We start from the raw sequence: 25,913 nt of genomic DNA, 5'->3' as shown, positions 1-25,913 counted from the left end.
AATGTATTGTCGCACATGTGGAAAACAACATGGTGAAGAAGTAAATTATTGCCCAAATGAAGGTAGTATGGAGATTGCAGGAGCTATAGATGCAGTAACATTAGAAAAAGATACTGCAAAATACTGCAGAGGTTGTGGCAGTGGAAATGCTCAAAAAAATTTATATTGTCAAAAGTGTGGGTATTCTTTATCTGTTGTGAAGAAAAAAGAACAAACTGTAAAATTGCCTACAATGGATGGTGCTCCTAAATTTGAATTTAAAGCAGATAAAGCCGTTTTACAAAAAGGTTTTATTGGTGGGGCTGTTGCAAGTATTCTCATGTTAATTGCTGGTTGGATTGGTAGTTTATTATTTGCCTCTATGTTAAGTGAGATGTTTAGCAAATTTGCGAAAGAATTAGAAATGTTGCCAAGTTTTTATTCGAGTGCAACTTCTACGATGTTAAGTTACCATTTACTTGGTTTTACAGCTAACGATGATAGTGGATTGATATTTTCTTTATCTTGGCATACTCCATTTACATTATTATTAATCATTCCATTTATTATTTTCGCTGGTACAGGAATTTGGTTAGGGAAACAGCATGTTGCGAAAACGATTAAAGATCAAATCTTTATGGCAGCAACAGTTGGTATTATTTATGGAGTCTTTTTATTCATTATAAGTTTTATAGCATCACAATCTTTTGCAATCCCATTCTCAGAAGCAGGTAAGATTACGGTTGGCTATTCAGCGATGAAGAGTTTATTGAGTGGTTTTGTATGTGGGACATTATTTACCTTATTAGGATTTATTGCTCATACAAGCAAAAATAATATGGCAGCAGCATTTCAAGAGTTAATGCCATATGGAGCGTCTGTTTATTACGGTGTTTCGGCTATGATAAAAGGACTTTTAGTAACAGCAGTAGCGGTTTGTATTATGGCGTTAGTAAGTAAGGAAGACGGTATTGAACCATTAAAAGAAATAACAACTTTAAAATCTGAAAGTACATTATTAGCATTAGAGTTAACACCTCAATTATGGAGTATGGCTCATTTTGCGCCGTTAGAAGTATCAAGTCCAGCACTTAGTAAGGAATTTACTAGAATTGGTAAGAAATCAAATGCATATGAGAGCACACTATCGTTTTCATTTATATCAGGCGTCTCTGTAAATGGCGTAGAGCTTAGAGAGATATTGATTTCAAAAGGAGCAAATGAGGGAAGCCTTGCAGAATTTGATAAAGTGAATAACGTATTCCATTACGGTTTATTACTGCTTATTATTCCATTGTTCTTTATGTTTAGAGCGGGAAGAAAGTTAGCTAAATTACCGACTGCCAATATATATATTACATTAGCGGTATGCAGTGGTTCTTACACAATTATGATGATTGTAATGAATATGATTTCTAAGTTCCAAATTAATGTTTCAGGAACTGTAACAAGTTTATTTGGAACAAGCGGAACAGTACTATCTATGCAAAATTCATTTACATATTTAATTTTGTTTAGTTTTATTGTGACATATGTAGCGGCATTTGCTGGAATGAAATTAGCTAAAAAATAGGAGGAGAGCACGTTGAAGTTTTGTGGAACATGTAAAAAGAATGTTGCAGACCATTTGAACTTTTGTCCTGAGTGTGGGAGTAAAGTAGAAGTAATCGTTGATAACACTGCTGCTTCATATACAGAATTACAAAGCGAGACAAAACCAGTGAAAAGTAAGAAAAATTTATTTTTAATCATTGGTTTTGCCATTATTGCTGCATTATTATTTGGGGCATATAAATTTGGAGCATATAAGTTTTCAAAAGAAAAGCAAGTAAATGTAATGATTGAAGCATTCCAAAAGAAAGATATTAATGCAATTGATGAGTTTGTAAAAGCAAATGATTCAAGCTTAAAGATTAAGACAGAGGATCTTAAAGCGTACATGCGTTATTTAAAAGAGAATCCTTCTTACAACAAACAATTACTGTCTTATTTACAGAAAGAGACAGTAGATCAAAAGTTAACAAAAGATAAATCTTCATTTAAGGACGGGGAAATAGTAGAAGAGGGAAAAGAGTGGTTCTTATATCCAAAGTATAAGTTCAGCATGAAATCTTATTATATGAGCGTTAGTACAACTGCAAAAAATGCAGAAATATATGTGAATGACAAAAAAGAAGCAGAGCTTTCTAGTGATAAAACTTCGAAAGAGTTGGGGCCATACTTCCCAGGTACATATGTTGTAAAGGCAACGGCGAAGACAGAACTTACTGAATTAGAAACAGAGAAAGAAGTAGATTTAGCGGATGAACAGAGCGAGAAGGTGAAAGTGGATTTATCGCTTGAAGGCAAGTATGTAAGCATTTCTTCTGATGAAAGTGATGCAACTGTATTTGTGAATGGGAAAAAACGTGGAAAATTAAATTATGGAAGTTATAAACTTGGTCCTGTACCAACAGATGAAACAGTAGAAGTACATTTAGAGAAAACTACTGATCTTGGTGTGATGAAATCTGAAAGTGTTAAAATTGGAGACCAAAGCACATATTACTTAAAATTCCCGAAAGAAACATCAAGTTCAGCAGTGGGCGAATTTGTAAGAAATCATATTTATGATAACGTACGTGCAATTTCATTAAATGATTTTAGTTTAATTGAAAATAATTATGATAAGAGCGGAAAATCGTATAAGGAAGACCGTGATTATATACAGTATTTACACAAAAAAGGAATTACAGAAGACTTATTAACGATGGAAGTTCGTAATGTAGAGCGTCAAAGTGCTACGAAATATAAAGTAACGACATATGAAGAGTACCATATTCGTTACGGTGATGGATCTGTGAAGTTCAAAAGTTTTAATAACGAACATATTATAACTGTGAATGGAAATGGAAAGATGTTGTATCATTCTCTTGGTGCAAATAATACGTTGAAATCAGAAGATGTATCTGGTCCAACTCGTTAATATGAGAGAAGCTGTTCAATATTTGAACAGCTTCTTTTTTGTAGCTAAATCGATATTTCGTGTCGAACCGTTGATATATCGTAAGTTATGATAGATATAATCGAAAAATCGTTGATATATTGCGATTTATGATAGATATAATTGAAAAATCGTTGATATATTTTTTTACAATTATGAGTGTGTTTCCTTTAGTATCGCTTGTACATATGGATCATGTAATATTTGCTCTATAATTGGTAACATGTTTTGTTCAAATGGAATGTCGATAGGAAATGGCTTTTGAGAGCCTGGTTTTATTCCATATTGCACAATTTTGTAATGTGTATTGTTTTCAGACTTGAGCACAATTAACTTATAGCGGTTATCATCGCCAGCGAGTGAAAAATCAATAGAAGTAGCGTTATATGTCACTTCATCTTTATATATGTACGGTTTTGGCGTACCAATCCAGTCTACTTTTGCTTGTACATTCATGGGCGTAGCCTCCTTATATGTATTATAAATAAATAAAAGCCAGCTCTCAATAAAGAGAACCGGCTTGTAATTTAGCAGTCATTGGTTATTTTAAAATTTTCACTTTAACAGTTTTGCGTCCCCATTTTTGAGCAGCGCTATCTGATCCAAGTAAGATATCGATACGGTTACCTTTAATTGCACCACCAGTATCTCCAGCGATAGCTTCTCCGTAACCTTCTACCCATACTTTAGATCCTAATGGGATTACTTTCGGATCAACAGCGATCATTTTCATGTTTGGATTCGCAGTTAAATCATGACCCATTGCAGTTAATACACGGCCGCCATATGTGCCACCGTTTTCGCTCGGGTGAGCTGTATATGCTGTAGCTACAACTGTTAACTCACGACCACCAGAAGGTGTGTTAGTTTCAGCAGCTTTTACAGCAGGCTTAGTAGCTGGTTTTGCTTGTGCTGCAGGTGCTTGAGCCTTAGCTGGTGCTTCAGCTTTAGCAGGAGCAGTTGTTTCTTGTTTCTCAATTACAGGTGCTGTACCTGTTAAGAAAGGAACATGAACATAAGCTGTTTTCCCGTTATATTCAAATTGTAACCACTCATTTTGTACTTGGTTCGTTGTTTCGATTACATCGTCTTTCTTCAACTTTCCAAGAACCTCTGAGTTTGTGTTCGCTTCAGCACGTACGTTTAATACGTTAGCTGTTACGTAGTAGATGCTTTTTGTGAACTCTGCACTTACGAATGCGTCTTTACCGTTTAAAGTAACTTTTGACCATCCGTTCTCTGTATTTTGTACATCTATTTTATTACCGTTTAGTAATTTACCGACAACTTTTGATTCCGTAGTAGGGTTTTCGCGTACGTTTAGTACGTCTGTTGTTACAACAGTTTCTGCATTAGCAGATGATGTGAAAATCCCAAGACCAAAAACTGCTGCTGTTGCTATACCAATTAATTTTTTCATGATAGCCTCCATTGCGTTTGTTTTCGTGTCCTCATTATAGCAACAGATTTTTTCGGATTTGGGGAAAACACACAATTACAAACCATTCGTAATAAGTCGTTAATATCCTGTAATATAACAAAAAATATAGGAAAGCGTTTTTCATTCTATATGACTCATAGGTTTCTAGTTATATTCAAAATATTTAATACAACATGTTTTTTTCGACGTAAATAAAAATATTACAGGAATGTTACATGATGTTTACTAAACGATTACATTCCTTGAGTATTTTACCGTTTTATGGGTAATATAGTTATATAAACATAAACATTTTGTTTGTGAAGCTATAAACACGTGCTATATACTAGCAAAAAAACCGCATAATTGTTACAAAACGAAAGGGTTGCAAGGAAGAAATTTGCCCTTTTTTACATATGTAACACATCCTTTTTTAGGAAAATACATTCCTATCCGCGTTTTTCTCACACAATTTGACACCAGTATTTCTAACTTGTAGCTCTTGCAGAGTAAAAAGGTTATACGAAAGGTAAGGCTGTCCATAAGAATTCGAATTGGTGAAGGTGAAAGTAAGAAAATCACCGCAAAATTATAGTTTTCTATCCGATTTTACATATCGGAATTTATGTTATTTACAAAAGCGAAACCTACGAAGGGGGATTTGATGAGGAAACTGACAAAAACATTCATCGTTTCATTAACATTATGTATTGCATTTACAATTTGGGGGATTATTCCCGAATCTATTATTGGAAAAGGTAGTTTAGGAAATGTAACAACCGCAATTCAAACTGCATTAGTTAGTAAGTTTGGCTGGTTTTATATTATTTCCGTTTCTATTATTTTAGGTGTGTCTATCTTTTTAATTGTTTCGAAATACGGTTCTATTCGTCTAGGTAAAGATGATGACGAACCTGATTATAGTTATATGACATGGTTTGCTATGTTATTTAGTGCTGGTATGGGTATCGGCTTAGTTTTCTGGGGCGTTGCCGAACCATTAAATCATTTATACGCACCTCCGTTTGGAGATAGTGCAACTGAGGAAAGTGCGCGCCTTGCACTGCGTTTTTCATTTTTCCATTGGGGATTACATCCTTGGGGACTATATGCGTTTGTAGCGTTATGTATTGCTTATTTTACCTTTAGAAAAGGAAAAGCAAGTACGATTAGTGCGACAGTAGGTCCGTTATTTAAGGGCGGGGAACACGGGCGTATTGCTCATTCATTTGATGTGTTAGCTGTTTTCGCAACTGTGTTTGGTGTTGCAACGTCATTAGGTCTCGGTGCAAAACAAATTGCAGGTGGTGTTAGCTATTTAACATCTATCCCGAATTCATTAACGACACAGTTAGTTATTATTGCAATCGTAACAGTTCTTTTCATGTTATCTGCACAAACAGGTCTTGATAAAGGAATTAAATATTTAAGTAATACGAACATTATTTTTGCGTTTGCACTTATGATTATTGTATTATTTGCAGGTCCAACAAACTTTATTATGAATTACTTCACTTCAACAATAGGTTCGTATATTCAGGAATTGCCAAGTATGAGTTTCCGTTTAAGTCCATTGGATGAAGGCGGAAATCAATGGATTCAGTCATGGACAATTTTCTATTGGGCATGGTGGATTGCATGGTCACCGTTCGTAGGTACGTTTATTGCTCGTGTTTCACGAGGTCGTACAATTCGTGAGTTTGTTATCGGTGTGTTACTTGTACCGACCGTAATCGGTGCGCTTTGGTTCTCCGTTTTCGGCGGGACTGGTATTCACATGGAGCTGTTTGGTGATGCACATATCTTTGAAAAAATTAAAGAGATGGGAACAGAAGTAGGATTGTTTGCTATGTTCGATCAGATGGGAAGCTTTGGATCAGCTTTATCTGTTTTAGCGATTCTTCTTATTTCTACATTCTTTATTACATCTGCAGACTCTGCAACATTTGTTTTAGGCATGTTAACGACACATGGTAGTTTAAACCCACCAAATCGTATTAAAATGATTTGGGGTATCGTTCTAGCCGCGATAGCTTCTACCTTATTATATATTGGCGGATTAGAAGCCTTACAAACGGCAGCTATCATTGCAGCATTCCCATTCGTCTTTGTTATTTTCTTTATGATGGCAGCATTATTTAAAGAGTTACAAAAAGAAGGACGTATGAAGCGTCATTAATAATAGAAGGAAAAGAGCTGATTTTATATCAGCTCTTTTTTTAATCCCTCTATTTGTCGGGCAGTAAGCCCCCCAACTCAAAAGTCAGCAAAAGCAAAGAAATCGGGCTGCCTGTAAAAGTCTGATTGGTGATGACTGATTAAAATCTCACTTTATATAGAAGGAATTTGAAATGCGGGTAGGGGAAATAAAATACTTTACCATATAAGTAGTATGCCTTTTATACGAAGAAAAAACGATAGGTTTCGACAATATTCGATCCCTTACGAATTCTATTCATATTTTTGACAAAAAATTGTCGGAAATGTGTTGTCACGTTTATATATATGTGCTATATTATTTCCTGTAAGCGATTTCAAATAGTTTTAAAGCGCATTCAAGGGGGACATCTAGAATAATGAAACGTTACGAAAGAAAGTGGAAGCATATTTGTTTGAAACGTGTGGCACATCGTAGTGTCCAAGAAAGCACGGAACCTAAGACTGAAACGCGCAAAGAACAGCAAGAGAAGCAATTGGTTCTACAAAAATAGCAATCACTTTTTCGTATATAAATGAAGGTCGATCGTTCGTTGGGGGATGGACGTGAAATTACTTTCAGCTAAGGGGTATTGTCTGATATATAATTTATACGGCAATAAATAAGCACAGAGCATACGGCGCTCTGTGCTTATTTTTATTATTTATCTTTTTTGAATCGAACTGTTTTATCCCAGCCAATGACTTGTTTCTTGCTCTTTGCACGTAAGTATAAGATTAAGCTACGAATAAATAAGTACGTAAAGAGCTGTGCGTACGTAAAGTACATAATAACGCTAATAAAAATATTAGTCGGTGTAAAGGTTCGTTCGACACTCTGGGCACTAAATAATTGAGAAACATATGTAATATATGCGACATACCACATAAATAGTAGCGGAATGCTATATTGAATTTGGAATATCCCGAGCAGCCCAATTACAAACCAAACGTTCGAAATGATTAGGAATAGCCAAAATACAACATACACTAGAACTTGTTGTAAGGAATGAACAAGCAGCTTTCCTTTAAAGAAACTTAATGATGAGAACATTTTTTCTAAAATATATAAATTTCCTTGGAGCCAACGTGTACGTTGTTTAATAAGAATTTTTAAATGCTCTGGTTCTTGTTCCCAAGTAACTGATTCTGGGACGATTGGTAAGAGATAACCTTTTTGTGTAATTCGTAATGTTAATTCAGCATCTTCTGCAATTGCGTAAGGGTCATAGCCACCAAGCTCTTCTAGTGCGGAGCGACGAAGAAGCATGTTTGTTCCTGTCAGCGAGCCCGTTTGGAATAGTAACCAGCGTCCAGATTGCATAAGGAGCTGGAAGATTTGGAATTCTAGTGAAATCATTCGCGTCAACCAGTTTCTTTTTTCGTTTACTGTACGAACGTGTCCAACAGCTCCAACAGCATCTTCAGTTGTTTCAGCGTGCTCTACAAGCATTCGCAGTGCGTGTGGTTCAGGTTGGTTATCTGCATCGTAAACACAGAAGTACTCACCATCTGAAATACTAAGCCCATAGTTTAGTACACGTGATTTACCCTTCGGTTCACCGGGAGGAACACGAATATGGCGAATATGAGCATAAGCTTTGTCGAAATCATCGCCGATTTCAGGTGTTTCATCTTGAGAGTTATCATTTAATAAATAAATAGTTAGCTTTCCTGGATATTCAATCTTTGCCATCGCCTCTAAAGTATCTTTAATAACGACGCCTTCATTATGGGCAGGTATGAAAATATCGACGCTCGGATAATGTTCTAGCGTACGATCTTTTCGTTTACTATTTCGGTGAATTAAGCCCGCGATTGTTAAGAAAGAGTAGTAAACGAGTAAGCCAGAGAATAGAAAGGCCGTAAAAATAAGTACATATTTAATTGAAAATGTGATACTAATCCAAAAAACGAGTACGCAAAACAGAAGGAATAAAAGAAGTATAACGAGAGTCATCATAACAGTGTCTGTCCTTTGTTTCCAATTTGCTCGCGTGAAATTTTTATATCTTTGATTGCTTTAGCAGCAAGCCATTGCTCCATTTTTGGTTTTAGGCGGTTCATTACAATGTCAGCACCAGCTTCATTTGTGTTTTGTAATAAAATAACTAGCGTATTATTATCATATTCAGCAGCAAGGTCAAAATCATTCCTTACCGTTTCAACTAATAAAGAAGCTACACGGTCCATAACACTTTCCTTTGTATATTTACTAAAGGAAGTGAAATCAAAGTAAACAATAATGCCTGTTTCATTACGACGATTCATTGCAGTCGTTAATAACGCTTGGCGTCTCTCAAATTCTTGTCTTGTTAGTAATTTGGATTCTCCAATATATTGTTCCAATGTTCTCACACGCTCAGTTAAAGCTTTATTTTCATGAACCACTTTTTTCAATAGGTGAGTTGTTATATATACAATGAAGAAGTTAGCTGCCATCAGGAAGTGGGTAATCATATATTGCCATTGATCTGATGTACTCCATAAGTGAAGCCATGCTTGATAGAACAAATAAAATACGGAAATAATGGTTCCTAGTATGAAGAAAACAAATGCTGTTTTGTCAGCTAAAAATAAGAATAGTACATTTACGATTACGTATATTATTGTAAAAATGAGAGCATGCTCATATTTCGTCACATATACAGTAGTAAAATAAAATACAATTTGTAAAATCCACATAGAGAGGATTTTATAGAACTTATCTTTCACAAAACTTTCCTCCTTAAAGCTATTTCATCAATAGATACTTGTAGTATGCGCAATTATTAAGAAATTGACTATGTCGTTAAACTCTTTTGAAGGGCAACAACAAGTAGTATCTCTATTTTCATAAGAAAAATAAAAAGACTTAAACATTATTGTATCATAATGTACTTATATTTAGGATAAATTGATTAATAGATACATAAAAGACGTTTGGATTGCATGAAAAAAGTCTCCTCTTGTAGAAAGAGAAGACTCTATATAAGTTTATAGGAACATCATACCTGCAACTGCTGCGTTTAAGAAGTTCGCTAATGTACCAGCGATAACTGCTTTAATCCCTAATTGTGCAATTTGTTTACGGCGAGTAGGAGCTAACGTTCCTGTTACACCTAATTGAATTGCGATAGAAGAGAAGTTTGCAAATCCACAGATTGCAAATGTTAAAATTAGATTTGTTTTGTCAGAGAACTCTGCCATGTGTGGTCCTAAGTTTGCGTATGCAACGAATTCGTTGATTGCAAGTTTTTGACCGATAAAGCTTGCTGCTTGTATCGCTTCACCAGGAGAAACCCCGATTAAGATTGCGAATGGTGATAATAAGTAACCAAAGATTAAATCAAGGCTAAGTTTAATATCGAACAGAGAACCAACCCATCCTAATAATCCATTTAATAAAGCGATTAATGCGATGAAAGCCATTAACATTGCTGCTACGTTAATAACAAGTTGCATACCTTCAGATGCGCCGCGTGCAGCTGCATCAATAACATTTGCGTCTTCACGTTCTGTAGAAAGTTCAACGTTATTATCTACTTTTTCTGTCTCTGGCATGATTAGTTTCGCAATTAATAAGCTCGATGGAGCCGCCATAATTGCAGCTGCTAATAAGTGCTCTAACGGAATACCCATTGCTGCATAACCGACAAGAACGGATCCAGCAACAGCTGTCATACCGCTTACCATAATAGTGAAGAATTCACTATTTGTTAAGCGTGCTAAGTAAGGTTTAATTAAAATTGGAGCTTCAGTTTGTCCTAAAAATACAGTCGTTACTGAGTTTAGGCTTTCTGCTTTAGAAGTTCCAAGAAGTTTACTTAATGCACCACCAACGATGCTAACAAATTTCTGCATAATACCGAAATAATATAAGATTGCTACTAATGAACTAATAAATACGATTGGAAGTAGTGCTTGAATAAAGAATACAAATCCCCAAGGTCCCTTTGCGTTGACTAAATCCCCAGTAACGAACTTAATTCCCTCGTAAGAAAAATTAATTAATCCTTGAACACCGTCAGCAGCGTGTTTTAAACCTGCTTTACCAGCGTCCCATCGTAATACGATAAATGAAAATGACATTTGTAATGCTAGCGCAATTAAAATTGTGCGCCAATTAATAGCTTTGCGGTTGGAAGATAGTAAGAAAGCAATTGCTAATACTCCAATCACGCCGCCAATTCCCCATAAAAGATTCATGCAGTGTATGCTCCTTCCTCATAGTAAAAACAGTGTATAAACCAGTTGTCTATACGTTTGCGAATATAACATCTTTAGTAACTTATCATAATGGACATCGGAGGTCAAACGTCTAATGAAAAGTTTAAATAAAAAGAAAATTCTTCAAAAAAACACATATAAAATAAATAGACATGAAATAGGTTATGTTTTTTATGAAAATATATACATTATGATAACGTTATGCATTGTTTTTGTAGAATAAAGTGTATGAAATGGAAGAATGGATACATTATTTTTGTAGAGAGAAGGTAGGAGAAAGGGAGTAATATGTTGAACTCATAGCAAAAAAAGCCTTCTAGTAAACTAGAAGGCTTTGAAACTATTAATTAAGGTGCTTTCGTGTATCCTAAGAAGTGGCTCTTCCAATAAGAGTTACTTAATGAAGCGATTGCGACACCTTTATCTCCAGCTTGGATAAATGATCCGCCCCCAAGGTAAATACCCATGTGAGAAGGACCAGATTTATAAGTGTTTTGGAAATAAATTAAGTCACCAGGTTGTGGACTTGAAGTTTTTGGTAGGCTACTCCAATATCCTGCAACACTTTGGCGGCTAATGTTATGACCAAATTTCTTAAATACGTGGTAGATGTAGCCACTGCAGTCTACGCCGTTAGCAGAAGTTCCGCCCCAAACGTACGGTACACCTTGCATTGATTTTGCATATGCAAGTACGGAAGAACTGTCGCCGCTATTATTGCCTGTATTATTATTGTTGTTATTGTTTTGATTGTTATTTTGGTTATTGTTAGGCTTATTATCTACTGCGCCTCCAACTGGTGTTTTAGACAGGTAACGTGTTCCGATATAACCAGTTTGACCGTTGTAGTTAATTTTGCTCCATCCAGAGTTTTCAGAGATTACTTGAACCTTCTGTCCTTGTGGAAGTGCGCCTATGATTCTATAATTTGTACCTTCGCCGCTACGTACATTTAGTGCAGAAGCATTAATGTAGTAGTCGCCAATTGCACCTTGGTTAGGTTTTTCAGGTTGTTTTGGTTGCTCAGGAGTAGTAGTGCCACCTTTAACGAATTTCACAAATTCGCTACTAACAAAGCCTGTTTTTCCTTGGTAATTTACTTTAAACCAACCGTTTTCAGATCCAACTACGTTTAATGTTGTACCATTTAAAACGCCACCAATTACACTATGGTAAGCGGCAGGGCCTGTACGAACACGTAGAGATGTAGCGTTAACCACGTAAGAACCACCAGTTTGAATAGTTCCATTATTATTGTTTTGTTCTTGTTTGTTGCCTTCTGTAACGTTTTCGTTAGAACCGCCTTTTGTTACGTAGTCTTTGCTTACATAAGCAGTTTGTCCTGCGTAATTGATTTTGAACCAATCTTGAACTTCGCCAACAACTTGTACTACTTGTCCTTTTTTGACAGAACCTACAGTTGTATGAGAAGTGCTAGGACCTGTACGAACGCGAAGGGAAGATACATTTACTGTATAGTTTCCGCTTGCTGGTTTTACTTCTTGGTTGTTATTATTCGTATTGTTGTTTGAAGAACCTGCATTAGAAGAAACGCCAGATACGAATTCGCCACTTACATAACCTACTTGTCCATTATGGTTAATTTTCACCCAACCATTTTCTTGTCCAATTACGTTTAATGTTTGTCCTTCATATACACGCCCAGAAACAGAACTAGATGTGTTAGGAGCTGTACGTACACGTAATACATCAGCGGTAACTTTATTGTTTCCACCTGTACTTACATTGTTGTTTGCTGCGCCACTTTTTGATACAAATTCGCCACTAACAAAGCCTGTTTGTCCATTAATGTTAATTTTGAACCAACCGTTTTCTTCGCCAATCACGTTTAGTGATTGACCGTTATAAACGCGTGAGATGATGTCGTGAGAAGTGCTTGATCCCGCACGAACATGTAATACGCTCGCGTTTACCTTATAAGATGAGCTGTTTGATGCAGAAGCTTGGACAGTTGTAGCAGCTTTTTGTGTATTTTGTTCAGGTGCAGCTTGAACACTATCAAGTGTAGGTGCTGCTCCTCCTGCTACAGACACTGCCGCAAGACCGGCAAGATACTTTTTCATAATTTGTCGATTCCTTTCTGTCTGTAATGTAGTGAAGAAATATTTACCAACTGTTAAAAATTCTAAAGAGCATGTCGATTACTGTCAAGACTTATATAGGAATCTGAATATGACAAAAAGATTACAAGAAAAAAATCAAGGCATAAAATTACACCTTGATTTCCATTTAAATGCATATATTGAATATGAAAGGACAGAAATTATTCGTGTTTAAGAAGATGCCATATTGGATTGTAATAAGATTTGATTAAAAGATTTTTGCAGTTTTTTGGTGATAGGCCCAACTTGCCCATCTTGAATCGCGGTCCCATCAAGGTGGGTCATTGGTAAAATTTCAATCGTTGTGCCTGTAAAAAAGCATTCATCTGCTTGATAAACGTCACGAACGCTGAAAAGTTCTTCCTGCACAGGAATGTGAAGAGTATTCGCTAAAGAAAGGACATATTGACGAATAATGCCATTTAAAATAAGGTGATTGGCTGGATGTGTGTAAAGCGTTCCGTTTTTAATTAAAAAGAAGTTGGAATGGCTTCCTTCCGTTACAATACCGTTCCTTACGAGAAGTGCCTCTTTACAGCCTTTCCGTTCAGCTTTCGTAGCAGCTAGTACGTTTGGTAATAAATTTAATGATTTAATGTCACAGCGTAGCCAGCGAGTATCGGGTTCTGATATAGCGCGTATACCATATTCAATCCATAAAGCTGGTCGTTCTTTTTTTGTAATATAGGCATAAATTGTCGGAGGGTTGTCATATGAAAATACATGTGTGCGAGCTTGTACACCACGAGATACTTGCAAATAAATGATGCCATCTTCGTGGAAATGGTTTCGTTCAATTAATTTGTAAAGTAAAGTGATGAGCTCAGCTTTTGAGAAAGGGAGCGATAATTCTACTTCTTCCATGGATCGATATAATCTCGTTATGTGCGGATCTAATAAATGAAAGTTCCCTTTATATAGGCGAATAACCTCATAGACACCATCTCCGAACTGCGAACCTCTCTCTTCAAGTTCTATGTACGTTTGTTGTTTTGTTGTATCAATAACTTCATCATTCCAAAGTACAAATTTTTCGTATGCCAATTTCCGTCCCATCCTTTCGTAAGTACGTAAGTAACGTGAAACTTTCATTCATGCGAGATAAAAATCACTATAGTAATTTTTATGTGAGCAATTCTCTACATATGACCGTATATGTATTTGTAAATCATAGAGAAATAAGGATGATTTACCCCGCATTAACGGCAGTAAAGCCCCTACTTACAAATTCGGGTAGAGCAAAGAAGTGAAGTGGGCGAATTACTGCCCGTAAATGCCCGATTGGTGAGGGCTGATTAAAGTTTCACTTTACAGCATTTTGTATATACAAATTCGAAAATAAGAAATGAGAATCCTGCTTTTAAATAAAAAAAAGCAACATTCTTATGGAATGCTGCACAAGGAGGGTAGCTATCTTTCATAGGGACATTGTCTCGTTGAATGCTTTGTGTATGGAAACAAAACAAGTTGAAAGACAATTATAAGAAAGTAGAAACAAAAGATTTACACATTTCTTTAAGGGATCTTACGAAAGATGAGAGATAAGAAATATGTAGAACCTCGTTTACATATTTTATTATAGAGATTCTTCATTAACACTATGTGAATATTTGGTAAAGGTTATGTAATTTTAAAGTTAATGAATATAAGTAGTTGTATGGAAGAAAATAAAAAAGAGGCTGAGATTACTCAGCGCTCTTCTTTTCTTCTTTAATAACTGTTTTTACTTCACCAGTTTTGATCTTATTACTTTCAGAGAAGCGAAGTAAGTCACCTTCAATGATTTTATCAGACATGTTCAATTCATTTTGGGCACGATCAATTAGTGGTTGGGATTCTTCTTTCGGTAATTGTACAACTTCGCCAGTAGCACGGTCATAGAATGTACTGTTTGTGTACATGTATTTATCTGTAACGAAGCTACCGTCACGAAGAACAACAAATCCTTTATTATCAGGTGAGAATACATCATGACCGAATCGAACGTCATTTGTAGAATCTACACCAAGTAAGTTTAGAATAGTTGGTTTAATGTCAATTTCACCAGTTGGTTTCGAAATTGTTTTACCTTCTTTTTGACCTGGAACGTGAATAAACATCGGTGTTTTTTGTAAGTTCATATGGTCAAATGCAGTGATTTCTTCTTTTCCTAAGAACTGTGCCATTGCACGGTTATGGTTTTCAGAAATACCGTAGTGGTCACCGTAGAATACGATTACTGAGTTGTCGTAAATACCTTCTGCTTTTAGACGCTCAATAAAGTGTTTCATTGCTTCGTCTAAGTAACGAGCAGTTACCATGTAACGGTCAAATACTCCATCACCAGAATTATATTCGTCGATTAATTTTGTACTGTCATCGTAAGTGAATGGGTAATGATTCGTTAAAGTAAGGAAGCGAGTATAGAATGGTTGCTTCACTTGTTTTAACATATCAATAGATTGATCGAAGTATTCGATATCTTTTAATCCCCAATTTAATTTTGTTTCTGGCGTAATCTTGTAATCAAGCTCGTTGTAGTAACGATCATAACCAAGTGCTGGATACATAATGTTACGGTTCCAGAATGTTGCGTTGTTTGCGTGGAATACCGACGTGTGATACCCTTGCTGACGTAAAATTTCTGGAGTTGCTGTATATTCATTGTTACCGTGTGTAAAGAATACAGCACCGCGGTCTAGTGGATATAACGAAGTATCTACTAGGAATTCAGCATCAGATGTTTTACCTTGACCAGTTTGATGGAAGAAGTTATCAAAGTAATAACTTTCTTTCGTAAATTGGTTTAAGAATGGTGTAACTTCTTGTCCGTTAACTGTTGCACCAATTAAGAATGTTTGTAATGACTCAAGAGAGACAACAATTACGTTTTTCCCTTTTGCAGTACCGAACATATTTGGATCTGGTTTACTTTGTGTTGTTTTTACGTAGTTTTCTGTTTCTTGTAATTTACTACCGTCAGCGAACGCTTTTTGTGAACTTGATTTTGCTTGTAAGCCAAGATCGTATACTTGGTGTACATATAATCCTAAGTTTTTAACAAGCATAACGCGGTCGAATGAACGTGTTAATAGTTCTGGGCGTTCAGCTTCTGCAAGTCCTAAGTTTGCGAAGAAGATAGCAACTGTTGATACGAAGTATAGGGAACGCATCGGGCGTGCTACACGCTCTGTAGGTGCAAAGTTTTTCATTTTCTTCAACAGAACGAAGAATATGATAATGTCTGCAAATGCAAGGATAATTTTGTAGTTAAATAATTCTTTCACACTAGAACCTAAACTTCCGAAGTTAGATGTTTGTCCTAGCACCGGTAATGTAACGAAGTCATTGTAGAATCCGTAGAACATTACGTTACCAACAAGAACGATTGTTAAGACAAAATTAATTCCAAGTGCTATATAGTTACGTTTTTTCCCTTTTGCAAATAATGCAAGACCAACAAGCAGTAATGATGCTGCTAATGGGCTAAGGAATAAAATGAATTCTTGCATGAAAGATTCAAGTTTTAAATCAAAGCTTGTGCGTGTAATAAGGTAAGTTTTCAGCCATAAGGCTAAAGCTACGAATACAGTGAAACGCACATTTTGAAATTGTGATTTCAAGGTTTCTTTCATTCATTTCCACCCTTTCTCTATCAGGCTTGGTCGATTTTGGAGCGAAAAATGTTAAAATAAAAAATACATAGTTTTCTTGGCCATAATTAAAGGTTCTATATTCACCCATATACGACTATAACTATGCATACCCTTTTGGTTTCTTTTGTTGCTCATAAGCATAACGTCATTTCTGTATTATACAACAAAATTCATTTCTGAGAAACACTATAACATTTTACATTTTTTGTATAAGATTTGTCACTACCAGAGAAAACTTTAACATTCGTTTATATGTCCGTCAACTAGAAAATATAACAAAGGTAGAGCAGAATGTTAAGTGGAAGTGAAAATTTTCTTTGTTGAGAAATAAGAAATGAATATGGATAAGGGTTATCTAGAAATCTATTATATGAAGGAAATAGTGTGAAAATTAACGAACACTTGTTCTTTTTTAGTTTGTTTGTTACAATAAAAGTTCATTGATAGGTTTTGTGTAATTTCCATGAACTTTTACTGATAACATATTGTAGCTTATTTCTTTTTAAAAATAGGGAGGCTTTTTACATGAAACAAAAATTTTCAGTTGAAGCGTTTTGGAAGAAAGTAAAACATGTTGCAAAGCAAGCAGGGCAATCGGTCATTTATGCAAGTTTATTACTGTTTTACGTTTTGCAAAGACCCGATGTTCCAAAACGAGTGAAAATTATTGTAATTGGAGCACTTGCTTATTTTATTGCACCGATTGATGCGATTCCAGATTTCATTGCTGGAATTGGCTATACGGATGATTTGGGGGCGTTAACGGCCGCACTAATACAGGTGTCGTTATACGTCAATGAAGATGTGAAAGATAAGGCACGAGTGAAGTTGGCAGAATGGTTTGGTTCGGATATAGACACAACATTTATCGATCAGAAATTAGGTCAATAGGTGAAACCTGTCATAAGGTGACAGGACGAACGTAAGCGAGGAAGTGCATTATGCCATCAGGAAGAACGCATACGAAAATAAACTTAATATCCCTTCCGGTTGTTTTGTTTTTGCTCTTTTCGTATGGATTAACAAATTTTGATTTTTTATTAACTTTTGCGATTGGTTTTTTAGTAGGTACTTCATTTTTAACACCAGATTTAGATACGTACAGTAATGCTTATAACAAATGGGGTTTCTTACGTATATTTTGGTATCCTTATAAGAAAGTAATGCCGCATCGATCTTTCTTTACACATACGATTATACTTGGTGATGTAATTCGTATTGCGTACATGTTAATCGTCTTTTCTCCATTTTTATTACTATTAAATGTAATCGCACTGGATGGTAATTTAATAGAAATTGCGAAGAAGCATGAGGTTGAAATTGTAACGTTCTTAATGGGAATTGTTGTGGCGAGTACGCTCCACATTATAGCGGATAAAGTGAATACGCGCCGAAAGAAAATGATGAGAAAAAAGAAGAAACGCAGAAGATAAAGTGAACGAATTAGGAAAAGGGCCCCTTGCAAATTGCAAGGGGCCCTTTTTAAACAAACATTTGTTTAAAATTAAGCTTTCAGCACTTTAATTCCTTTTACAATGTTCCAGATGAAGTAGTATAAGCTGATGATTCCGCAAATAGCTAAGACAATCATTGATCCAATTCCAAGTGTTACATCTGGTTGATCAGATCCAAGACCCATAATTCCTAGAATAGTTACGCCAATGAATGTAGCGATACTTGGAATGATGTGTGTCCATAGAGCACGTTTTGCATGTGGTTTTGTTTCAGCGTCTCCCACGATCCAAACGATAATAGGGAATAAGATAGGGGCAAATAGTACACTAAAGTATGATAACGCAGCTAATATTTTATTTCCGTTCATATATATCACCTCATGAATAATTTCTGTTGTTATACTATTATTATGCAATAATTTTGGCAAACTTCCTATCGATGAACATTACAAGAACGTGACGATTTTGTAAGATTTTCTGTTAAATAATAAAATTTTCAAAAAAATCTTTTTTAATAGAAATTGTTATGGTACAGTATAAATGAAAGTTGTTGGAAACGTTTTCTTAAACGTTTTTTTATTTTAGGCTTAAAGGTATGATGACCTGATAGTCTATTGATGAGGTTATTCTATTTAAAAGGGGATTCTTTAGGGGGAGAGAACAATGAACACATGGACACAAGTTTATGATCCATTCGGAAACATTTGGATTTCGGCAGCGGTCGCACTTATTCCGATTATCTTTTTTTTCTTAGCTTTAGCAGTTTTCCGCATGAAGGGGTATGTGGCAGGATTTATTACAGTTGTACTTACAGTTTTAGTAGCGTTATTCGCTTATAAAATGCCGTTCACGATGGCAATGGCAGCAACCGGATACGGTTTTTTGTACGGGTTATGGCCAATTGCTTGGATTATCATTATGTCCGTATTTTTATATAAAATTTCTGTAAAAACAGGTCAATTTGATGTGATTCGTGCATCGGTATTATCGATTACGAACGATCATCGTCTACTCGTTATTTTAATTGGATTTTCATTTGGAGCATTTTTAGAAGGAGCGGCAGGATTTGGGGCACCAGTAGCGATTACAGCAGCGCTTCTTGCGGGTCTTGGGTTAAATCCTTTATACGCAGCAGGTCTTTGTTTGATTGCAAATACTGCACCAGTGGCGTTCGGAGCGATGGGAATTCCGATTACAGTTGCTGGACAAGTAACAGGTATTGATCCACATAAAATTGGACAAATGGCTGGGCATCAATTACCGTTCCTATCATTATTTGTTCCATTCTTTATCGTATTTTTAATGGATGGATTTAAAGGGATAAGACAAACGTGGCCTGCGTTACTTGTAGCGGGTAGTTCATTTGCGATTACGCAGTTCATTACAGCGACATTTTTAGGACCGGAACTTCCGGATATTACATCGGCACTTGTAAGTTTAATTAGTTTAGCGCTGTTCTTAAAAGTTTGGCAGCCGAAAGAAACTTATCAATCTGGGCAAGCAAATAGTGAAGTAGCAGCAACAACGACAGTAGCATCGATGCCAAAATTAACGTTTGGAAAAGTAGTGAAGGCATGGTCCCCATTTATCGTATTAACGGTTATGGTAGTCATTTGGAGCCAAAGTTTCTTTAAGGCATTATTCACTCCAGGAGGGGCTTTAGAAAGTCTTGTATTTAAGTTTGAAATTCCAGGTCTGCATAATCTAGTAATGAAAGCAGAGCCAATTGTAAATAAACCAACGCCTTACGAGGCAATTCTGAAGTTTGATGTATTATCGGCAACTGGAACAGCGATTTTAATTGCTTGTATCATTTCTATGTTTATTTTGAAAATGAATGTAAAAGATGCAGCAGTGACATTTAAAGAAACGTTAAGCGAATTAAAAATGCCAATTCTATCTATCGGATTTGTACTAGGGTTTGCATTTATCGCAAACTATTCTGGTCTATCTTCTACGTTAGCGTTAGCATTAGCCGGAACTGGCGGACTATTCCCGTTCTTCTCACCATTCTTAGGCTGGATTGGCGTATTCCTAACAGGGTCTGATACGTCTGCGAATGCACTGTTCTCAAATTTACAAGCCATTACAGCGCAGCAAGTCGGCGTATCTGAAGTGCTTCTCGTTGCAGCAAATACAACAGGCGGTGTAACAGGGAAAATGATTTCCCCGCAGTCGATTGCGATCGCTTGTGCAGCAGTTGGTCTTGCCGGAAAAGAATCGGATTTGTTCCGTTTTACAGTGAAACATAGCTTGTTCTTCGTCATAATTGTGGGGATTATGACTTATGTTCAGGCATATTATTTAACTTGGATGATACCGTAATGTCTATTATAGAAATGAGAATAAGCATAAATGTAGTTATATAGGGATTTTACTGTTGTATAACGTAGGGTTTAAAATGATGAAACACCACTTATGGGGCAGATGTAAATAAGGAATTTTTTTGGAAGTGGTTTTTAGGGCAGAAAAAGAAAGATAATTTTTAAATAAAATAATTGAACAATGTTGTTTATAAAGCTCAATTTATTAAAGAAAGTCTTTCTTCTAAAATTGAAGATAGCTTGTCTTGACAGGGTAAGTGAAATAGACGGTGGATCACCTTTAATAATTTTGAGCTTTTTTATTTGTATAAAAAATAGAAACAGTTATTACTTAGTAGAAATTTTATATATGCAACTATGTAACGCATAGTGCTTTTAACAAGAAGTGGTACTTGTTACTGAAATATATTATATCTTTAGGTTTATATATGATTAAAATGTCTGATTTTTTAATTTTTACTTTTATCATCTATAGTAAAATTGAATTATAGAAGTGGTAGAACTGAAAAAATATAGGCGAGGTGTTAAAATGGCCAGAAGTACAGAGTCAATGCAGAGAGCAATTTATTCACATGGAGATACCGTAAGATACATAGAACCTGATGAGGCCATTACTATACGAGATCAAGGATATATTAAAGGGTATACTTTATATTGTGAAAATCATCTTAAATCTGGTTGTAAAGCTGAAGTCAAGGTGGTAAACAGAGGACCAGATAATCGTTTTTTTAATTTGATGCCTGAGGGAGAAGGGCGAGAGGGACACTGTATCGACTGCTCATATATTTTGAAGACTATTCCAGTTAGAGAGCGATTTAGGGATGTCCCCAAAGACAAAAAGTTAGTAGTGGATATAGATGAACGAGATATGTTTGGCAGCAAACAGACTAAAGTAATAAAATCGAAAGAAAAGAAAGAATCTGCAAAGAATCAAGTTTTAGCAGTTCCAGAGAAAATTATTACAAGGAAGGTTCCCGGAGTTAGAAATGAATATATTAGAACTATTAGTGAACTTATTGAATTACTGCATAGTAAAGATGATTTAATCATTAGAAACGTATTAAGGCAATTATATGTTACTAATAAACTATATAAAAGAGAAAGCTATCAATTGTTATGGGAAAAAAGGCCTAATCATACATTTATAGTTGAAGGTTTTTTAGATAAAAATGACTTAGAGAAATTAGAGCAAAAAGGGTATGGGTTTGCTTACCCGTTCTATAAAAATAAACCAGATCAAATACGTATTATGCTGATTTATAATGGGAATGGAAAAAAGAGATTTCAAATGACATTAAAAAGTTTACTGAAATGGATCGATAAAAAGACAGATGGAAATCGAAAACTGGCTCTTATAAAAGGGAATATCGTTGATTATTATGAAGATAAAAGAATCATTTTGTTAAATGTAAGAGATATTGATATTAAATATAAAGTAAAAGAATATAGTGCAGAGCAAGTTTCTCAATTTAAAGAGACGAAAAATCTGCCGTTACAAAAGGATAAAGCAGATAACGAAAAGGTAATTAACTATCCAGAATGGAGTGAAGAAAACAAGAAGCAGCCGTCATATGAAGAAAAACTAAGAGAAGTTACGTCTAAAAGTGTTAGGGAGATGCCACCTTTAAAATCTAAGGAATTACCAAAAGAGACAGTTATTCCAATCAGGACGAAGAAAATAGATGTACTTACAACGGATTTTTTGCTTCAGTTTATTGAGGATGCGCATCTGCAAAGAATGAGGGATACAAGTGTTGGAAAAGTGCCTTTAGCAAGATGGTTTGATTCATATTCTGAAAGTGAATATGCAATGATTCCGTTAGAAAAGCTTAAAGGGGTTGATAACTCTAAACGAAGAGAAGGGAGTTGGCTAGAACAATTATATAGTTTGAATAGAATACGACAGAATTTAGAAAGTGTTCAGAGATATGGGATTGAAGAGTTTAAGGAATTTATAAAAAAGGAATCAGATATTATCTTTGATTACTATCAGGATTTCGATAGTTATTATGTTTCGATGCAGGGAACACATAGAAGTGTTATAGCAAAAGTTTTGAATATAGATTATATTGGGGCTAAAATAACTACAGTCCATAAATTAAATGGAAGATTAGAGGAAGAGAAAGAGCAATTTAAAGAGCAGTGGAGAAATTTATTAAATATTATTAAGGAGATTAACCTTGTTACTAAATATGATCCTAATAAAAAATGTATAAATCTTTATGCGAGTAACAATGTATTTATTATCTCCATTAAAAATATTCAACCACCAACCCTTTATCAAGATGGAAAATATAATTTTGGTTATTGGATTTCGGTATTTAAAGATATAAAAGCTGAGGGAGATAAATTAAATAAAAAACCATTATTATTACGGAAATGGATTTTATATTATAAAAAGAAAAGTAATGTTTTTTGGCGTTCGAAAGAAGAGCATTACTATAAATTGTTAGAGAACTATACTTTGAAAACAGAGATAAAATAAGTTGGCTTTTAGGCTGTGATGCTCTTTCTTATCTAATAAAATGTATTCTTATGACTGTTTTCTTACCTACAATACCTACAGTTACGGATAATCAAGATATCCTTTGAGCAAGTAGCGTTTCAAAATGGCTGCTTGTTTTTTTACTTGCTTCTTCTAATACATGAGCGTATATATTCATGATTGTCTGTATATCGCTATGTCCTAAACGTTCTGATATGACTTTTAAATTTTCGTCTTGCGTTAATAAATAGGTAGCATGAGTGAAACGTAGCCCGTGTAATTTAATATGGCGTAATCCATGTTTTTGGGGGAAATAATGCCACCTACTGCTAGCTTTTTCAGGAGTAAGTGGTTTACCAGTCCATGTTGAGAATAAGAAGAAATGTTCTTCACCTTCCTACAGATCACCACAGGCAATACGTTTTTTAGCCAAGTACTTTTTATATTGTTTTAATTTGACTGTAAAAGCAGGAAGGATAGAAATAGTTCTTTTTGATTTGCTCTTTTTAGGCTCTTTTAATAGTATCTCTTTGCCTGCTCTGCCAACTGTTTGTTGGATATGAATCATATCATTATCAAAATTAAGATGTCCCCATTCTAAGCCTAATAGCTCGCCCCTACGCATGCCAGTAACGATAGCTAATTGGAATAGCATCTTATTCATTTCTTTTTTTTGCTCCGTTAAAGCCAAAATCTTAATGATTTCCTTTTGATCGTAAGGCTGTATCTCTTGTTTCTTTCCTTTTAATTTTGAGCCATCCATAGGGTTCTTCTTGATAAATCCCCATCCCATTCACAAGCCTTTTTGAATAGCATTTTAACTCTTGTATGGATTGAATTTATTGTGGTAGTTGCTAATCCCTTAGTTGGTAAATTCTCATGGAATAAAGTAACTAAATGGAACAGTTTAGAAAGGGTATTGAACGCCAAGACTCCTGTAGCAATAAGGGGTAAAGATGTTGTCTCCTGTTAAAACTGTTTAAAAGCATCGTATAACGTGGATGATTCCGTAAAAAACAAAAGAAATAAACTTTGAATTTTTCAGATTATGGTGTATGATGGGAAAGTATTGAAAATTAAATCAGTGATAAACTAGGGGTGCCTAACGTATGCGTAGGCTGAGAGAGAAGCGCGTGAACTTCTTAACCCTTTGGACCTGATCTGGCTCGTACCAGCGTAGGGAAGTTAACGGCTTTACATAATGATGTCTTTATGAGCCAGGTCCTTATTTTTTTATGGACCTGGCTCTTTTTATTTTGGCATGCGCTGGCCATATCTCGTCCTTGTCACGAACAGGGGGGCAACAAAAATTATGAAACAATCTGTTTCAGCTGAGCAAATTGAATTGAAATCTAGTTTACCAGGGAGTAAGAAAGTATATGTGGATGGACCACGAGAAGGTATGAAAGTGCCGATGCGTGAGATTGAACAAAGTGAAACGAATGGCGTCCCAAATCCACCAATCCGTGTGTATGATACGAGCGGTCCTTATACAGATCCTGCGTATAAGGTCGAGTTGGAAAAAGGAATTCCAACGCCGCGCCACTCTTGGATTATGGGGCGTGGTGATGTAGAAGCATACGAAGGGCGCGAGGTGAAACCAGAGGATGACGGTGTGAAAGTAGCTTCGAAGCATACACCTGTTTTCCCGCAAATGGATCGCCAGCCGCTTAGAGCAAAGCAAGGTGCAAACGTTACGCAAATGCACTATGCACGTAATGGCATTATTACGTCTGAGATGGAATACGTTGCGATTCGTGAAGGGGTAGAGCCGGAGTTTGTTCGTAAGGAAATTGCAGAAGGTCGCGCTATTTTACCAGCGAATATTAATCATCCAGAAGCTGAACCGATGATCATCGGGCGTAATTTCCATGTGAAGGTAAACGCCAATATCGGAAACTCAGCTGTATCTTCTTCGATTGCAGAAGAAGTAGAGAAGATGACATGGGCAACGCGCTGGGGTGCAGATACGATTATGGATTTATCTACAGGTAAAAATATTCATACGACGCGGGAGTGGATTATTCGTAACGCGCCGGTACCAGTTGGAACTGTACCGATCTATCAAGCGCTGGAAAAAGTAAACGGAATTGCAGAAGATTTAACGTGGGAAGTATATCGTGATACGTTAATTGAGCAGGCGGAGCAAGGCGTTGATTACTTTACGATTCACGCTGGTGTATTGCTTCGTTACATTCCAATCACGGCAAAGCGTACGACAGGTATCGTTTCGCGCGGTGGTTCGATTATGGCGCAGTGGTGTCTATTCCATCATAAAGAAAACTTCCTATATACTCACTTTGAAGAGATTTGTGAAATTATGAAGCAGTACGATGTTTCGTTCTCTCTTGGAGATGGATTACGTCCAGGGTCTATTGCAGATGCCAATGACGAAGCACAGTTTTCTGAGCTTGAAACACTTGGTGAATTAACCAAAATTGCTTGGAAACATGATGTGCAAGTTATGATTGAAGGACCTGGACACGTACCGATGCACTTAATTAAAGAGAATATGGAGAAAGAGCTTGATATTTGTCAGGGCGCGCCGTTTTACACACTTGGGCCACTAACGACAGATATTGCACCAGGTTATGACCATATTACATCTGCAATTGGAGCTGCGATGATTGGCTGGTTTGGAACAGCGATGCTTTGTTATGTAACGCCGAAAGAACATTTAGGTTTGCCAAACAAAGATGATGTACGCACGGGTGTTATTACGTACAAAATTGCAGCGCATGCGGCTGATCTTGCGAAAGGACATAAAACGGCTCATCAGCGTGATGATGCACTTTCAAAAGCACGCTTCGAATTCCGTTGGCGCGATCAATTTAATTTATCTTTAGATCCTGAACGTGCGATGGAATATCATGATGAAACGTTGCCTGCAGAAGGGGCAAAGACAGCTCACTTCTGTTCAATGTGTGGACCGAAGTTTTGTAGTATGAGAATTTCACATGATATTCGTGAATATGCAAAAGAAAATGATTTAGAAACGACAGAAGCAATTGAAAAAGGAATGAAAGAGAAAGCAGAAGAATTTAAAGAAGCTGGTAGTCATTTATATCAATAACATGTTACACCTCTTTACTTGATTGATCACAC

The 25,913-nt window shown here is 35.9% G+C and carries 18 protein-coding genes, 1 pseudogene and 1 riboswitch; of the genes and pseudogenes, 9 read left to right on the top strand and 10 right to left on the bottom strand.

Translation table 11 applies throughout. The features are described 5' to 3' along the window. The first annotated feature begins 1 nt into the window (after position 1). On the top strand, positions 2 to 1,552 hold the full coding sequence (locus NST86_RS26890) for a zinc ribbon domain-containing protein (protein ID WP_227593291.1): 1,551 nt from the start codon (positions 2 to 4) through the stop codon (positions 1,550 to 1,552). A 12-nt stretch (positions 1,553 to 1,564) separates the two neighbouring features. Further along, the gene (locus tag NST86_RS26885; protein WP_016123791.1) at positions 1,565 to 2,944 is read left to right on the top strand and encodes a zinc ribbon domain-containing protein; all 1,380 of its coding nucleotides are present in this window, start codon (positions 1,565 to 1,567) and stop codon (positions 2,942 to 2,944) included. Positions 2,945 to 3,115: 171 nt separating this feature from the next. Here the strand turns inward: NST86_RS26885 and NST86_RS26880 are convergent, their stop codons facing one another. Both NST86_RS26880 and NST86_RS26875 read right to left on the bottom strand, forming a co-directional pair. Continuing rightward, on the bottom strand, positions 3,116 to 3,418 hold the full coding sequence (locus tag NST86_RS26880; protein WP_001102539.1) for a DUF3910 family protein: 303 nt from the start codon (positions 3,416 to 3,418) through the stop codon (positions 3,116 to 3,118). Positions 3,419 to 3,503: 85 nt separating this feature from the next. Continuing rightward, positions 3,504 to 4,382 carry a cell wall-binding protein EntA gene (locus tag NST86_RS26875; RefSeq protein WP_016118910.1) on the bottom strand — a complete coding sequence of 293 codons (879 nt, stop codon included), beginning with the start codon at positions 4,380 to 4,382 and terminating at the stop codon, positions 3,504 to 3,506. A gap of 664 nt (positions 4,383 to 5,046) precedes the next feature. On the opposite strand from NST86_RS26875, the gene opuD reads away from it, so the two are divergent. Further along, positions 5,047 to 6,561: a glycine betaine transporter OpuD gene (gene opuD, locus NST86_RS26870; protein ID WP_001229104.1), complete on the top strand. Its 1,515-nt coding sequence runs from the start codon at positions 5,047 to 5,049 to the stop codon at positions 6,559 to 6,561. A 397-nt stretch (positions 6,562 to 6,958) separates the two neighbouring features. Continuing rightward, positions 6,959 to 7,093, top strand: a complete 135-nt coding sequence (locus NST86_RS26865) for a hypothetical protein (protein ID WP_000833067.1) — start codon at positions 6,959 to 6,961, stop codon at positions 7,091 to 7,093. Between the two features lie 146 nt (positions 7,094 to 7,239). On the opposite strand, the gene NST86_RS26860 is transcribed toward NST86_RS26865, so the two are convergent. The 6 genes from NST86_RS26860 to NST86_RS26835 all read right to left on the bottom strand — a co-directional run bounded on the left by NST86_RS26860 (position 7,240) and on the right by NST86_RS26835 (position 16,524). Further along, entirely contained in the window at positions 7,240 to 8,541 is a 1,302-nt protein-coding gene (locus NST86_RS26860; RefSeq protein WP_000988751.1) for a glycosyltransferase family 2 protein, read from the bottom strand. Further along, positions 8,538 to 9,293, bottom strand: coding sequence for a diguanylate cyclase domain-containing protein (locus tag NST86_RS26855; RefSeq protein ID WP_074624915.1), 756 nt, complete (start codon positions 9,291 to 9,293; stop codon positions 8,538 to 8,540). Before NST86_RS26855 ends, NST86_RS26860 begins: the two co-directional genes overlap by 4 nt. A 261-nt stretch (positions 9,294 to 9,554) precedes the next feature. Next, on the bottom strand, positions 9,555 to 10,766 hold the full coding sequence (locus NST86_RS26850) for a NupC/NupG family nucleoside CNT transporter (protein WP_001051029.1): 1,212 nt from the start codon (positions 10,764 to 10,766) through the stop codon (positions 9,555 to 9,557). A gap of 368 nt (positions 10,767 to 11,134) precedes the next feature. Further along, complete coding sequence (locus tag NST86_RS26845; protein ID WP_000760292.1) at positions 11,135 to 12,871, bottom strand: C40 family peptidase; 1,737 nt, start codon at positions 12,869 to 12,871, stop codon at positions 11,135 to 11,137. Between the two features lie 210 nt (positions 12,872 to 13,081). Continuing rightward, positions 13,082 to 13,966, bottom strand: coding sequence for a D-amino-acid transaminase (locus NST86_RS26840; RefSeq protein ID WP_080119342.1), 885 nt, complete (start codon positions 13,964 to 13,966; stop codon positions 13,082 to 13,084). 629 nt (positions 13,967 to 14,595) lie between these two features. Next, complete coding sequence (locus tag NST86_RS26835; protein WP_000665350.1) at positions 14,596 to 16,524, bottom strand: LTA synthase family protein; 1,929 nt, start codon at positions 16,522 to 16,524, stop codon at positions 14,596 to 14,598. A gap of 546 nt (positions 16,525 to 17,070) precedes the next feature. Between NST86_RS26835 and NST86_RS26830 the strand changes: the two genes are divergently transcribed. After that, entirely contained in the window at positions 17,071 to 17,436 is a 366-nt protein-coding gene (locus tag NST86_RS26830) for a YkvA family protein (RefSeq protein WP_000810369.1), read from the top strand. Between the two features lie 50 nt (positions 17,437 to 17,486). Next, positions 17,487 to 17,978 carry a metal-binding protein gene (locus NST86_RS26825; RefSeq protein WP_001139060.1) on the top strand — a complete coding sequence of 164 codons (492 nt, stop codon included), beginning with the start codon at positions 17,487 to 17,489 and terminating at the stop codon, positions 17,976 to 17,978. A 71-nt stretch (positions 17,979 to 18,049) separates the two neighbouring features. Here NST86_RS26825 and NST86_RS26820 read toward each other — a convergent pair whose 3' ends face one another. Continuing rightward, positions 18,050 to 18,367 (bottom strand): DUF4870 domain-containing protein, encoded by a 318-nt coding sequence (locus tag NST86_RS26820; protein WP_001014099.1) that lies wholly within the window; start codon positions 18,365 to 18,367, stop codon positions 18,050 to 18,052. Positions 18,368 to 18,662: 295 nt separating this feature from the next. On the opposite strand from NST86_RS26820, the gene lldP reads away from it, so the two are divergent. Together lldP and NST86_RS26810 are read left to right on the top strand one after the other, a co-directional pair. Continuing rightward, the gene (gene lldP / locus NST86_RS26815; RefSeq protein WP_227593292.1) at positions 18,663 to 20,324 is read left to right on the top strand and encodes an L-lactate permease; all 1,662 of its coding nucleotides are present in this window, start codon (positions 18,663 to 18,665) and stop codon (positions 20,322 to 20,324) included. 528 nt (positions 20,325 to 20,852) lie between these two features. After that, the gene (locus NST86_RS26810) at positions 20,853 to 22,808 is read left to right on the top strand and encodes a hypothetical protein (RefSeq protein ID WP_061664415.1); all 1,956 of its coding nucleotides are present in this window, start codon (positions 20,853 to 20,855) and stop codon (positions 22,806 to 22,808) included. Positions 22,809 to 22,899: 91 nt separating this feature from the next. Here the strand turns inward: NST86_RS26810 and NST86_RS26805 are convergent. Next, a pseudogene (locus NST86_RS26805) lies at positions 22,900 to 23,463 on the bottom strand (site-specific integrase). Positions 23,464 to 23,892: 429 nt separating this feature from the next. Continuing rightward, positions 23,893 to 24,008: riboswitch (TPP riboswitch) on the top strand. Positions 24,009 to 24,120: 112 nt separating this feature from the next. On the opposite strand from NST86_RS26805, the gene thiC reads away from it, so the two are divergent. After that, a complete protein-coding gene (gene thiC, locus NST86_RS26800; protein ID WP_000814479.1) occupies positions 24,121 to 25,881 on the top strand; it encodes a phosphomethylpyrimidine synthase ThiC in 1,761 nt (586 codons plus the stop codon). Positions 25,882 to 25,913 lie beyond the last annotated feature (32 nt).

The sequence above is a fragment of the Bacillus sp. FSL L8-0199 genome, from assembly GCF_038005705.1.
Classification (GTDB): domain Bacteria; phylum Bacillota; class Bacilli; order Bacillales; family Bacillaceae_G; genus Bacillus_A; species Bacillus_A cereus.
This window is presented reverse-complemented; position numbering and strand designations above follow the sequence as displayed.

What these genes read in the sequence shown, in the direction of transcription:
- NST86_RS26890 (WP_227593291.1), top strand. Translation starts at nt 2, where the DNA reads ATGTATTGTCGCACATGTGGAAAACAACATGGTGAAGAAGTAAATTAT.
- NST86_RS26880 (WP_001102539.1), bottom strand. Translation starts at nt 3,418, where the DNA reads ATGAATGTACAAGCAAAAGTAGACTGGATTGGTACGCCAAAACCGTAC.
- NST86_RS26875 (WP_016118910.1), bottom strand. Translation starts at nt 4,382, where the DNA reads ATGAAAAAATTAATTGGTATAGCAACAGCAGCAGTTTTTGGTCTTGGG.
- opuD (WP_001229104.1), top strand. Translation starts at nt 5,047, where the DNA reads ATGAGGAAACTGACAAAAACATTCATCGTTTCATTAACATTATGTATT.
- NST86_RS26865 (WP_000833067.1), top strand. Translation starts at nt 6,959, where the DNA reads ATGAAACGTTACGAAAGAAAGTGGAAGCATATTTGTTTGAAACGTGTG.
- NST86_RS26860 (WP_000988751.1), bottom strand. Translation starts at nt 8,541, where the DNA reads ATGATGACTCTCGTTATACTTCTTTTATTCCTTCTGTTTTGCGTACTC.
- NST86_RS26850 (WP_001051029.1), bottom strand. Translation starts at nt 10,766, where the DNA reads ATGAATCTTTTATGGGGAATTGGCGGCGTGATTGGAGTATTAGCAATT.
- NST86_RS26845 (WP_000760292.1), bottom strand. Translation starts at nt 12,871, where the DNA reads ATGAAAAAGTATCTTGCCGGTCTTGCGGCAGTGTCTGTAGCAGGAGGA.
- NST86_RS26840 (WP_080119342.1), bottom strand. Translation starts at nt 13,966, where the DNA reads ATGGGACGGAAATTGGCATACGAAAAATTTGTACTTTGGAATGATGAA.
- NST86_RS26835 (WP_000665350.1), bottom strand. Translation starts at nt 16,524, where the DNA reads ATGAAAGAAACCTTGAAATCACAATTTCAAAATGTGCGTTTCACTGTA.
- NST86_RS26830 (WP_000810369.1), top strand. Translation starts at nt 17,071, where the DNA reads ATGAAACAAAAATTTTCAGTTGAAGCGTTTTGGAAGAAAGTAAAACAT.
- NST86_RS26825 (WP_001139060.1), top strand. Translation starts at nt 17,487, where the DNA reads ATGCCATCAGGAAGAACGCATACGAAAATAAACTTAATATCCCTTCCG.
- NST86_RS26820 (WP_001014099.1), bottom strand. Translation starts at nt 18,367, where the DNA reads ATGAACGGAAATAAAATATTAGCTGCGTTATCATACTTTAGTGTACTA.
- lldP (WP_227593292.1), top strand. Translation starts at nt 18,663, where the DNA reads ATGAACACATGGACACAAGTTTATGATCCATTCGGAAACATTTGGATT.
- NST86_RS26810 (WP_061664415.1), top strand. Translation starts at nt 20,853, where the DNA reads ATGGCCAGAAGTACAGAGTCAATGCAGAGAGCAATTTATTCACATGGA.
- thiC (WP_000814479.1), top strand. Translation starts at nt 24,121, where the DNA reads ATGAAACAATCTGTTTCAGCTGAGCAAATTGAATTGAAATCTAGTTTA.